Raw genomic sequence first — 11,620 nt, forward strand, 5'->3', positions numbered from 1 at the left:
AGACCCCATGCCTCAGATCGACTCTCTCTTTGTGACCCGCCTCTATCGTGCTGCTTTGTCAGAGCACGCACCGAAAATCGATGCAACCGAGCTGGAGACATCCTGCCTTGTTATCGCCGAAGATGACGAAGCAGGCCAAGACTGGTGCGAGGCCAACGCATTTCCGGGCTATACCAGCTACGCGTCCCTGTCGGATTTACCTTGGCGGTTTCCGATCTTTGCGGATCTGGTCAAAGTTCTGGATTTACATGTTGCTGCCTTTGCCAAGGACTTGGCCCTTGATCTGGGCGACAAGGCGTTGGTGTTAGAAGACATCTGGATCAACATATTGCCCGAGGGTGGTATTCACACCAGCCATATCCACCCCCATTCGGTGATCAGCGGGACCACATATGTAGCCATGCCCGAGGGCACCAGTGCTCTAAAGTTGGAGGACCCACGGTCACAAATGATGATGGCCTCGCCGCCCCGCTTGGTCGATGCACCGCGTGAGATGCGGGGGTTTGTATATGAAGCGCCTTCTGTAGGCGATGTACTGTTGTGGGAAAGCTGGTTACGCCACGAAGTGCCAATGAATATGGCCGAAGACGATAGAATTTCAGTCAGCTTCAACTACAAGTGGGAATAGACCATTTCGCTGCGGTGTAGCGATCTTTCGCAGATAAATCGCGGGCAGGCACCACGTTGCGGCCTGTCCCCATTTCACGGGACAACCACTGCTTTCCCTTCCTTGCGCACGAACTGAGGGGTAGACGCAAAGCGCCCGCCCCGTGGGGGCGGTCCGGACGCTGCCACATCATGGATTTGGCATATTCACCTAGATTGTCCTAACTTCGGGAATCCCCGCGTTTTGTGATCCTAAATATTGGGTCATCTGTTGGGTCTGGCGCATTTTTCACGCTGCAAAATCGCATATTTGCCCGGATTTATTAATTTCATCAACGACACAAGCCCCGATGCAAATTCACAATTATAGGTTGATTTTCAGCAGAGGTTACGCAAATCAGGGATGAATTCCTGGGAGGTAAGCTTGGAAATACTTGTAGTGATACTTGTTGTTGCGGTGGTGATCGCCTGTTTTATCGACAAACCAGACGCTCGTCCGCCGGACCACACTCGCACCATGCGCGACATGCCACCAACGGCGGCAGATCGAAGTCAGAAACCAACGTTTCCCGCTAAGCCATCCCAAAAACCAAATCGGCAACCCGTTGACCTCAACAACCAGCAAGAGCCTAAACCAAGACATGCGCCACCGCCTCCAATTCCTTCCTCGCGCAAGCTTAAGGGAAAAGCCTATATCATCGACGGTGACACGATTGTCATTCACAAGATAAAGATCCGGCTTGCTGGGATCGACGCGCCCGAACTTGATCAACCGTGGGGTCAAAAGTCCAAATGGGAAATGGTCAAGATTTGCAAAGGCCAAGTCATTGATGTGGAGCTCACCGGAGAGACGTCCTACGACCGCCTTGTCGGCACGTGCTTCCTGCCAGATGGCCGTGATATAGGAGCCGAAATTATCAAAGCAGGGCTTGCGCTGGACGGGGGCCATTTTTCAAAGGGCAAATATCGACATCTTGAACCGGACGGCGTGCGTCAAAGGCTTAAGCGGTATGGGCACTGGCGAAAATAGTAAAACCCCCGCCTGCTTCCAGACGGGGGTTACTTTATTCTTAGTCAGCTAGATGCCAAATTTTGCGAGAGCAAAATTTACCAGTCTTCACGCATGATTGTGCGAGTTTTCACTGGCAATTTCATCGCAGCGAGGCGCAGGGCTTCGCGGGCGACTGCATCGGACACGCCATCGATTTCGAACATCACGCGGCCTGGTTTGACCTTGCATGCCCAATAATCGACAGAGCCTTTACCTTTACCCATACGAACTTCTACGGGCTTGGAGGTAACTGGCAAGTCTGGAAAGATGCGGATCCAAACACGACCTTGACGTTTCATGTGACGTGTCATGGCGCGGCGGGCTGCCTCGATCTGACGGGCTGTCACACGCTCGGGCGTGGTTGCCTTAAGGCCATATGTGCCGAAGTTCAGAGTGGACCCACCCTTGGCTTCGCCGTGGATGCGGCCTTTGTGCATCTTGCGAAATTTTGTGCGCTTTGGTTGAAGCATTGATCAATCCCCTCTTAGCGACGACCGCCACCTGCACCGCGAGGTGCTGGGCCGTCTTGGAGTTCTTGGGCTTTACGATCACGTGCTGCTGGATCGTGCTCCATGATCTCACCTTTGAAGATGAAGACCTTGATGCCGATGATCCCATAGGCTGTGAGGCCTTCAGCGTGGGCGTAATCGATGTCAGCACGCAATGTGTGCAATGGAACGCGACCTTCGCGGTACCATTCTGTCCGCGCGATCTCGGCACCGCCAAGACGACCAGCAACGTTTACACGGATGCCCAAGGCACCCATACGCATAGCGTTTTGAACAGCGCGCTTCATCGCACGACGGAAGGACACACGACGCTCGAGCTGCTGCGCGATGCTTTCGGCAACCAAGGCTGCGTCCAGTTCGGGCTTGCGCACTTCTACGACGTTCAGGTGCAACTCACTGTCTGTCATCGCAGCCAGCTTCTTGCGAAGTGTCTCGATGTCAGCGCCTTTTTTACCGATGATCACACCGGGGCGGGCTGTGTGGATTGTCACGCGGCACTTTTTGTGCGGACGCTCGATGATCACACGGCTGATGCCGGCTTGCTTGCATTCGTCTTTGATGAACGCGCGCATGGCCAGATCTTCTAGCAGCAAATCACCATAGTCTTTGGTGTTGGCATACCAGCGGCTGTCCCATGTACGGTTCACCTGAAGGCGCATGCCTACGGGGTTTACTTTGTTACCCATTATGCTTGCTCCTCGATTTGACGAACTTTGATTGTCAGTTCGGAAAATGGCTTGATGATCTTACCGAAACGACCACGGGCCCGAGGGCGACCGCGCTTCATTGTCAGGTTCTTACCAACGTAAGCCTCTGCAACGATCAGCTCGTCCACATCCAGATTGTGGTTGTTTTCAGCATTGGCGATGGCGGACTGAAGACATTTCTTCACGTCATCCGAGATACGCTTTTTGGAGAACGTCAAATCGGACAGAGCCTTTTCGACTTTCTTGCCGCGGATCATACCAGCAACCAAGTTCAGTTTCTGCGGGCTTGTACGGAGCATGCGCGTTTTCGCCATTGCTTCGTTATCGGCCACGCGGCGGGGGTTTTTATCCTTGCCCATGACTTACTTCCGCTTCGCTTTTTTGTCAGCAGCGTGACCGTAATAGGTGCGAGTTGGCGAATATTCACCGAACTTCTGACCAATCATGTCTTCTGTGACGTTGACTGTGATGTGCTTCTGACCGTTGTATACGCCAAACGTCAAACCCACGAATTGGGGCAAGATCGTCGAGCGACGGGACCAGATTTTGATAACTTCGTTGCGGCCGCTTTCGCGTGTCGCTTCGGCCTTTTTCAACACATAGGCGTCGACAAAAGGACCTTTCCAGACGGAACGAGACATTACTTAACGCCCCTTCTTCTTGGCGTGCCGTGACCGTACGATCAAGCGGCTAGACGCTTTGTTTTTGTTGCGAGTGCGGGCACCCTTTGTTGGCTTACCCCAAGGGGACACTGGGTGACGACCACCCGATGTGCGCCCCTCACCACCACCGTGCGGGTGATCGACAGGGTTCATAACCACACCACGAACACTTGGGCGGATGCCCTTGTGACGATTGCGGCCAGCCTTACCAAAGTTTTGGTTCGAGTTGTCGGGGTTCGACACAGCGCCAACTGTCGCGCGGCATTCCTGACGCACCAGACGCAGTTCGCCCGAAGACAAACGGATCTGAGCATACCCGCCATCACGGCCAACGAACTGGGCATATGTGCCAGCAGCACGGGCGATCTGACCGCCTTTGCCCTGCTTGAGTTCGATGTTGTGAATGATTGTACCGATTGGCATGCCCGAGAAAGGCATTGTGTTGCCCGGTTTGATGTCGGCTTTGGCGCTAGAGATCACTGTGTCACCAATAGCCAAACGCTGTGGTGCAAGGATGTAGGCCTGCTCGCCATCTTGATATTTGATCAGCGCGATAAACGCAGTCCGGTTGGGGTCATATTCGATCCGCTCAACCGTCGCTGGGACGTCCACTTTGTTACGCTTGAAATCTACGATCCGGTAAAGGCGCTTGGCACCCCCACCTTTGCGACGCATTGTGATCCGTCCGGTGTTGTTCCGTCCGCCGTTTTTCGTCAAACCTTCTGTGAGGGATTTGACGGGGCGACCTTTCCAAAGCTCCGAACGGTCGATCAGTACCAACCCACGTTGGCCTGGCGTCGTCGGTTTATACGACTTGAGTGCCATGCTTTCTGTCTTCCGTTTGCTTGGCGACACATGTGTGTGCCGCGGTTAAAGGGCCCCTATGACAGGTCCCCAAATTTGCGTTCTTGCGAACAACAGCAAAGCCCCAGACGAATCTGGGGCTTGCCGATGGGTGTGTTTAGGAGAGGTCGGTGTTGGGGTCAAGCGGTCAGGGGCAGAATTATCCCTTTGTTTTATGCACCGCCACCAGCCGAGCAATCGACTGGCCGGGGGCTGGCGCTGAGACATTCAAACGGCGTGCTTTATGGCGGCCAAATACATCCCCAGATTAGATCTGGCAGCGCCCCCCCTCAAAGCGCAAAACCGCCGGACGGCCTGCCGCTCGCAAAGCGCCTTCGGCTTGATTCCGTGCAGAATTGATTCACACCCATCTAGCTGTACTCTCACTGTTTATTGCTTCCGTGTAAGCTGGAAATGACGTGCCCAAGACAGGATAGTCCCAGCAATGAAATTCTTGAAACGGCTTTTCAGAATACAAATTGCAGTGCCACAAATCAATGAAACGCAAGTTAGATGACAACCCAAATTACTAGGTCAGCCTATCCCCAAAGAACTGAAGAATTGCTCATTTCCTGAAATCAACAAATGGGTACAATGGAAGCCAACTGGCTGGATAAGGGTTGTCGGCTCGTCGTTTAATCGGGAGAACGCAGAGCAGACCGTGAAATACGGAAAAGAAAACGAATTGATGAGGCTCACAAGGAACTCTTACAATCCCCATGATAGCAATGCAATCGAGGACCATTGGCGAAGGATGTTAGTTGGACATATTCCAAGCCGAAATAGTGGAGCGATTGACGAAAATTGTAATGAGCTAGTGCCAATTAGAGCGCTTTACCGACGTGGGTCTTTGGGTCGAACTGGAGCGATCACTAAAGATATTGTCTGTCAGATGCCATCGTCTGCTGAGCGTATTCGTTACCTCAAATAGTAGTGCGTGGCGGCCTCATTACCCCTCAATCATCCCAACCCTTACCGCATGGCGACCACCTTCGAACTCGGCATCCAGAAATGCGTCGACGATCTCTAGGGCTAGACCTTCACCGATCACGCGTACCCCCATGGACAGCATATTTGCGTCGTTGTGGGCGCGGATCATTTTGGCGGAGAACGTGTCGTGGCACACGCCGCAGCGGATGCCTGCAACTTTGTTCGCGGCCATCATGATCCCCTGCCCCGTGCCGCACAAGATGATCCCCAGATCGCAATCGCCCGAGGCCACACGTTCAGCCGCCGCCTTGCCGTGCTTGGGGTAGTGCGTGCTTTCAGTGGTGACTGGGCCAATGTCCACGACCTCGTAACCTTTGGTACTGACATGGGCCGCGACGGCCGCCCGCAAATCAAGGCCTGCGTGATCACTGGATAGGACAATACGTTTGGACTGGGTCATGGGGATCTCTTTCAAGCTAAACTGGCGCGTGATCTTGCCTATGCAAAATGCAGCCCTCTTTTGCAAGGTGCTGGCACGGCTTTGCCTGTTGGTCGTCCTCTTGTTAGGTTTGCAGTGACACCAAAGGGGGGACGTCATGGCCATCAAACGTATCGTCTTGGACATCGCAACGGATCGCGTGGCCGAGGTCCAAGTGTTCTATGCAGACCTCTTTGAGTTAGACACGGCGATGGACCAAGGCTGGATCGTGACCATGGCCACTGGGGGATCGGGACCTGTTCAGGTGAGTATTGCCTCTGAAGGCGGCTCCGGCGCGCCTGTGCCAAATGCCTCCATCGAAGTGGATAATCTGGATGAGGTCTATGCCAAGGCGCAAAGTCTGGGGTGCCCAATTGTCTTGCCGCTGACGGCAGAGCCTTGGGGCGTGCGGCGATTTTTTCTGGAAGACCCCGCAGGGACCGTACTGAATATCATGGCGCATGACTGAGTGGTGCTGGGGCAATTTAAAACCGCCGCGGGCAATGCGGACTACACGGTGATCGGGCCGACCTTTGGCACCTGTACAGGAAACAGCCAGCGCAGTGGCCAAACCACAATGCGCTGCGATACGGGGTTTCGCATCGTCATGGACACCCCAGATCAAAGGGCCAAAATGTGATGCCTGAGCACCCATTCAGGGGTTCATCTGGGTGTTGGCTATGTCTCTGCCTCGGGGTGGGGCAAGCAGGCCGATGAAGCCATGGTGCGCGCAGCTGTGGCAGCCGGGTCTTAACCCGCCTTGCGCAGTTTGCGCGTGGTGGCCCGCAAGGCCATGCGCACAAATGGCACGGTAAATTCGGATTTCTTGATAACGGACATAACGCCTGCTTTGTCCGCTTTGTCCCACATAAAGGGTGTGGGCCAATCACTGACCATGATGATTGGGATATGGTTCAATTTTGGGTCAGTGGCGAGGTTCAGCGCAAATTCGACGCCGGTGCCGTCAGGCAGATTATTGTCCAGAAAGATCATTGAAATGTCTTCGCTGGCCAGCTGCATGCGTGCAGCCCGCAGCGTGGTAGCCAATTTAATCACCACATTCGATTGCGCGCGATCGATCACGCGCGTCATCATTTTGTGATCAAAATGACTGTCCTCAATAATCAAACAGGTCGGCCCACCCTGAACGTCGTGCGGGCGCCAAGTCAAAGCGTTGTTAGGCATGAACTTCCCTTTGTGCGTAACACTGCGCACAACATGAAGATAAGGCCTTAAAATTTTATGAGTATTGTTCAGCTTTTTGGTTTGGGGGATGCAAAAAGGCCGCTCGGGTGGGAGCGGCCTTTGGGGTGGGATTGTGGTCCCAGATTTTCGTAGGTGGGGGCTTGGTGATCTTGCGATCACCTGTTCCTCACCTGTTGTCCGAAGATTACTCGGTGATCTTCGACACAACGCCAGCGCCGACGGTGCGGCCGCCTTCGCGGATCGCAAAGCGCAGGCCTTGTTCCATGGCGATTGGGGCGATCAGTTCTACGTCGAACTTCAGGTTGTCGCCTGGCATCACCATTTCTGTGCCCGATGGCAGCTCAACTGTGCCTGTCACGTCAGTCGTCCGGAAGTAGAACTGGGGACGGTAGTTGGCAAAGAACGGTGTGTGACGACCGCCTTCTTCTTTGGTCAAGATGTAGGCTTCGGCTTCGAACTTGGTGTGAGGCTTCACGGAACCCGGCTTACACAGAACCTGACCACGCTCAACGCCTTCACGGTCAACACCACGCAACAACGCACCGATGTTGTCGCCAGCTTCACCGCGATCCAGCAGCTTGCGGAACATTTCAACACCCGTACATGTGGTCTTGGATGTGTCACGGATACCAACGATTTCAATCTCTTCGCCAACGTTGATCACGCCGCGCTCAACACGACCGGTCACAACAGTACCACGACCAGAGATTGAGAACACGTCTTCGATCGGCATCAGGAACGGCTGATCCACAGCACGCTCTGGTGTCGGGATGTACTCGTCAACAGCGGCCATCAGCTCTTTGATTTTCTCTTCGCCGATCTCTGGTTTGTTGCCTTCCATGGCAGCCAAAGCCGAGCCTGCAACGATTGGAATATCGTCGCCTGGGTAGTCGTAGGAGCTCAGCAATTCGCGGATTTCCATTTCAACCAGTTCCAGCAGCTCTTCGTCGTCAACCTGGTCCACTTTGTTCATGAACACGACCATCTTCGGGATGCCAACCTGGCGGCCCAGCAAGATGTGCTCGCGGGTCTGAGGCATAGGGCCGTCAGCGGCGTTCACAACCAAGATCGCGCCGTCCATTTGAGCCGCGCCAGTGATCATGTTTTTGACGTAGTCAGCGTGGCCGGGGCAGTCAACGTGCGCGTAGTGGCGCGCTTCTGTTTCGTACTCTACGTGCGCTGTCGAGATGGTGATCCCGCGCGCTTTTTCTTCCGGTGCGCCGTCGATCTGGTCATAGGCTTTGAAGTCGCCAAAGTACTTCGTGATAGCCGCCGTCAACGTCGTCTTGCCGTGGTCAACGTGACCAATCGTGCCGATGTTTACGTGCGGTTTTGAACGTTCAAACTTTTCCTTAGCCATATCGTAGCTGCCTTTGTGCAAAACGGGGCATCCTGCCCCAAATGATTATTGCGGGGCAAATAGGGGGTTCTGGATCAAAAATCAAGACACAGATGTCGTGACACGGATCAGGCTGCCTTATTGAAACCACGCATTGTTTTGGACCATCCATTTTTCAATGGAAAAGGCGGCGTTTTTGACAAGGTTTTCGATCTGGTCTTCTTTGCTTTGTGTCAGACCAGAGCCTGTGACGGTTTTGGTCGATAGGCTTTCGAAAATGACGATCTGTTCGACCTCTTCGTTCAGTTTGGTTTGCGTGGCATTATCCCACACGGTCACCGAGACCACCAAAGCCGATTTGGGCGACAGCACGATCGGGATACCGGGGATTGCCAGCGTGTAGGCATCGACGCTGACCCCAAAGTGATACAGTTTTTCGCCATCGTAGCGCGAAAAACGGTCATCCATGGCCGCTGTCAGCGCCGTTTTCCATTCTTCGGCTGTGGCCCCGCGCGAGGGGGGCATTTGGCGTGCTGTTTCGCCCACAACAATATTGTGGCCCATCCGGAAGTTACCCAAATCAACCAGTGGCCGCGTCGCTAAGTCTTCCTTAGGCGCACCACATCCCGCAAGGGCCAGCAGACCCAAAACCATCAACAATCGATACATCACTTGAATTTCCCCACCCAAAGCTGTGACATCTTTACTACCCTAGCCTGCGACATCACGCAATCGGTGGCCCGCTTGCCGTTGATTTGGAAAAGCCTATCTTTGAACCATGCAATTTTGGAGCAGCTAATGACCCAAGCTTACCCTGTTCGCGTGCCTTTAGTGACCGAACCCATGAGTGTTTGGCAAAGCCTTGTGGCCGCACGGCGCAACGTATTGGAGATCATTCCAGACATCGCAACCAAACAACCGATGGTGTCGGGCAAAACCGCAATCGTGCGCTGGCATATGGTGATGGATCCCGGCGCCTTGAAGCGGATTTTGCGTGACGAGGTCGATAATTACCCGAAATCAGATGTGACCAAGAACATTCTGGAACCGGCAATCGGCAACAGTCTGTTTATTGCTGAAGGGGCGCATTGGCGCTGGCAGCGTCGGGCGGCGACCCCTGTGTTCACCCATCGCAATGTGGCCAACCTTGCCCCGATCATGAGCCATGCCGCGGGCCGGTCAATCGAACGTTTGGCGCAGGCCTCGGGCAGGGCAGCGGATGTGTTTCAGGAGATGGTGGATACGACATTTGACGTGATCTCTGACGTTACGTTTTCTGGCGACGAAGGCTTTGATCGCGACGGGGTGCATAACGCGATTGAGGCCTATGTGGGCCAAACAGCCAAACTGTCGCTGATGGATATTCTTGGCGTGCCCACATGGGTGCCGCGCCCGGGACGTTTGATTTCCAGCAATTCGATGAAAGAGATGCGCGCGATTGCAGACGGTGCCATTGATCGGCGACGCGAGGTTGGACCGCGACCTGTGCCTGATCTGTTGGACCTGCTGTTGGAAGGCGAGGATCCCAAGACAAAGCGCCAGATGAACACCGCCGAATTACGTGACAACCTGCTAACGTTCATTGTGGCAGGCCATGAAACGACAGCTCTGACATTGGCGTGGTCGCTGTATTTATGTGCCTTTGATCCGGCCGTGCAGGACAAAGCCCGCGCGGAGGCGCAATCTGTTTTGCAAGGGCGCGATGTGGCGACGATGGAGGATGTGCCCAAGCTGAAATACATCCGCCAGATCGTTGATGAGGCCCTGCGCCTGTACCCGCCTGCGGGATTTTTGTCGCGCACCGCCCAAGCACCGGATACGCTGTGTGACCGCGAGGTGCGTAAGGGCGATACGGTGACTTTGCCGATCTACGCTCTGCATCGCAATGCGCTGTTGTGGGAAAATCCTGATGCTTTTGACCCGGACCGTTTTGCAGATCCAAAAGCGATTGATCGGTTCGCCTATCTGCCGTTTGGCGACGGGCCACGCATTTGCATCGGGGCGAGCTTTGCCTTGCAAGAGGCGGTAATTATTCTGGCCAGTCTCTTGGGACGTTTCAAATTCACTGCCATAAAAGGCCATGACCCAAAGCCAGTGATGATTGTAACCCTGCGACCCGAAGGGGGGTTGTGGCTGGATATTGAGGATCTTAAGGCAGGCAAAGCTGCGGCCTAGACGCCGTCGCAAATCCCTTTAAGGGCCTGCCATTCAGTCGCGCTAAGAACTTTGTCAAATCGTTGATCCAACCGCATTTGCAAGCGTGCTGCATCCGCACGTCCTGCCAGATCGGGATGGCTGGCAAACAGCGCCAAGGCCTTGGGCGTGTCGCCGTATTCCGCCCGCAATTTGTCAAAGAACCCCGCAAAGGCCTCGGGCGAGATATTGGCCTCGGACATGCGTTCGAGGGCAAAGACATCTGCGTCGGCTTCGGCATCGCGGGTGTGGCTGGCGCTCACCAATTGATCAGCCATGATCGCAATTGCAGCCCCGCCGGTGGCGTCCCCCAACACCAGGCTCAGGATGCCCGCGGAACCCGCCGCGCGCAGGGCAAGGCGCATCGGATCACGGTTTGCCACATGGCCCAGTTCATGGGCCAGAACGCCGGCGACCTCTTCGGCGGCATCGGCTTTGTCCAAGAGGCCTGACATGATCACAACGTGCCCGCCCGGTAAGGCAAACGCGTTGATCATATCGTGTTTGACCACGGCAACCTTCAGATCATAGGGGATCTCGAAACTGCCAAGCATACGCTGTGTCATGGTCTCAAGGGCGGCTTGCCCGTCAGGCGTTTCGCAGGTCCAATCGCCACCCTCTACATCCGTGCTCCAGAACCGTTCGATCTGGGCCAAAACGGTTTTGCCGATCGCCTCTTCGCGGGCGGGAGGAATGGTTGCGGCCAGTTGGTTCGACAGGCTTGGAATGATGACAAAAATCATCAGCACGACCGCAGCGACGGCCGCCCCTGTCCATAGGGCAATTTTGCGAAATTGGGGCCATGCAGAGGGGCGCGCGTCCAACTGTCTGGCGTGGGTTTTAAGGGCAACCACGTCTTCGATGCGGGGCAAACTGAGGCGCGCCTCGCGATCATCGTTGAGCAGATACAAAACCGTTGCACGCCGAGTGCCAGTGTCACGCACGCGGCGCAGTTTGGTCAGCGGCCAGGCCTCGATCAAACCGCCATCAACGTCGCTTATCTCAAGATCCTGACCCCGCACAGTCAAGACAACGTCCTGTTTTAGCGCGGTTTCGCCATCAAAAAATGTCGCCGGAGCATCCCGAAGATCCATGA

Annotated in this window: 15 protein-coding genes; 5 read left to right on the forward strand and 10 right to left on the reverse strand. The window is 54.8% G+C overall.

Annotation, left to right across the window (positions count from 1 at the left end; all coding sequences use genetic code 11):
- Positions 1-7: 7 nt before the first annotated feature.
- Positions 8-628, forward strand: a complete 621-nt coding sequence (locus ACIRQ6_RS14995; RefSeq protein ID WP_420861408.1) for a TIGR02466 family protein — start codon at positions 8-10, stop codon at positions 626-628.
- Positions 629-1,009: 381 nt separating this feature from the next.
- Positions 1,010-1,636, forward strand: a complete 627-nt coding sequence (locus ACIRQ6_RS15000; RefSeq protein ID WP_420861409.1) for a thermonuclease family protein — start codon at positions 1,010-1,012, stop codon at positions 1,634-1,636.
- A 77-nt stretch (positions 1,637-1,713) separates the two neighbouring features.
- Here the strand turns inward: ACIRQ6_RS15000 and rplP are convergent, their stop codons facing one another.
- From rplP to rpiB, 6 genes are all read right to left on the reverse strand, one after another.
- Positions 1,714-2,127 (reverse strand): 50S ribosomal protein L16, encoded by a 414-nt coding sequence (gene rplP / locus ACIRQ6_RS15005; RefSeq protein ID WP_420861410.1) that lies wholly within the window; start codon positions 2,125-2,127, stop codon positions 1,714-1,716.
- A 14-nt stretch (positions 2,128-2,141) separates the two neighbouring features.
- On the reverse strand, positions 2,142-2,852 hold the full coding sequence (rpsC, locus tag ACIRQ6_RS15010; protein ID WP_420861411.1) for a 30S ribosomal protein S3: 711 nt from the start codon (positions 2,850-2,852) through the stop codon (positions 2,142-2,144).
- Complete coding sequence (rplV, locus tag ACIRQ6_RS15015) at positions 2,852-3,232, reverse strand: 50S ribosomal protein L22 (RefSeq protein ID WP_420861412.1); 381 nt, start codon at positions 3,230-3,232, stop codon at positions 2,852-2,854. Before rplV ends, rpsC begins: the two co-directional genes overlap by 1 nt.
- Before the next feature lie 3 nt (positions 3,233-3,235).
- On the reverse strand, positions 3,236-3,514 hold the full coding sequence (rpsS, locus tag ACIRQ6_RS15020; protein ID WP_420861413.1) for a 30S ribosomal protein S19: 279 nt from the start codon (positions 3,512-3,514) through the stop codon (positions 3,236-3,238).
- A 3-nt stretch (positions 3,515-3,517) separates the two neighbouring features.
- Complete coding sequence (gene rplB / locus ACIRQ6_RS15025) at positions 3,518-4,360, reverse strand: 50S ribosomal protein L2 (RefSeq protein ID WP_420861414.1); 843 nt, start codon at positions 4,358-4,360, stop codon at positions 3,518-3,520.
- Between the two features lie 967 nt (positions 4,361-5,327).
- A complete protein-coding gene (gene rpiB / locus ACIRQ6_RS15030; protein WP_420861415.1) occupies positions 5,328-5,768 on the reverse strand; it encodes a ribose 5-phosphate isomerase B in 441 nt (146 codons plus the stop codon).
- A 136-nt stretch (positions 5,769-5,904) separates the two neighbouring features.
- Between rpiB and ACIRQ6_RS15035 the strand changes: the two genes are divergently transcribed.
- Positions 5,905-6,255 carry a VOC family protein gene (locus ACIRQ6_RS15035; RefSeq protein WP_420861416.1) on the forward strand — a complete coding sequence of 117 codons (351 nt, stop codon included), beginning with the start codon at positions 5,905-5,907 and terminating at the stop codon, positions 6,253-6,255.
- 3 nt (positions 6,256-6,258) lie between these two features.
- The gene (locus tag ACIRQ6_RS15040; protein WP_420861417.1) at positions 6,259-6,426 is read left to right on the forward strand and encodes a hypothetical protein; all 168 of its coding nucleotides are present in this window, start codon (positions 6,259-6,261) and stop codon (positions 6,424-6,426) included.
- 110 nt (positions 6,427-6,536) lie between these two features.
- Here the strand turns inward: ACIRQ6_RS15040 and ACIRQ6_RS15045 are convergent, their stop codons facing one another.
- The 3 genes from ACIRQ6_RS15045 to ACIRQ6_RS15055 all read right to left on the reverse strand — a co-directional run bounded on the left by ACIRQ6_RS15045 (position 6,537) and on the right by ACIRQ6_RS15055 (position 9,003).
- Positions 6,537-6,971 (reverse strand): response regulator, encoded by a 435-nt coding sequence (locus ACIRQ6_RS15045; RefSeq protein ID WP_420861418.1) that lies wholly within the window; start codon positions 6,969-6,971, stop codon positions 6,537-6,539.
- A 205-nt stretch (positions 6,972-7,176) separates the two neighbouring features.
- Positions 7,177-8,352 (reverse strand): elongation factor Tu, encoded by a 1,176-nt coding sequence (gene tuf, locus ACIRQ6_RS15050; protein ID WP_420861269.1) that lies wholly within the window; start codon positions 8,350-8,352, stop codon positions 7,177-7,179.
- A 117-nt stretch (positions 8,353-8,469) separates the two neighbouring features.
- Positions 8,470-9,003 (reverse strand): hypothetical protein, encoded by a 534-nt coding sequence (locus ACIRQ6_RS15055; protein WP_420861419.1) that lies wholly within the window; start codon positions 9,001-9,003, stop codon positions 8,470-8,472.
- Positions 9,004-9,129: 126 nt separating this feature from the next.
- Between ACIRQ6_RS15055 and ACIRQ6_RS15060 the strand changes: the two genes are divergently transcribed.
- Positions 9,130-10,506, forward strand: coding sequence for a cytochrome P450 (locus tag ACIRQ6_RS15060; protein WP_420861420.1), 1,377 nt, complete (start codon positions 9,130-9,132; stop codon positions 10,504-10,506).
- On the opposite strand, the gene ACIRQ6_RS15065 is transcribed toward ACIRQ6_RS15060, so the two are convergent.
- Complete coding sequence (locus ACIRQ6_RS15065; protein WP_420861421.1) at positions 10,503-11,618, reverse strand: M48 family metallopeptidase; 1,116 nt, start codon at positions 11,616-11,618, stop codon at positions 10,503-10,505. The two genes, ACIRQ6_RS15060 and ACIRQ6_RS15065, sit on opposite strands and share 4 nt — an antisense overlap.
- Positions 11,619-11,620 lie beyond the last annotated feature (2 nt).

The sequence above is a fragment of the Algirhabdus cladophorae genome (assembly GCF_044772865.1).
GTDB classification, from domain to species: domain Bacteria; phylum Pseudomonadota; class Alphaproteobacteria; order Rhodobacterales; family Rhodobacteraceae; genus Algirhabdus; species Algirhabdus cladophorae.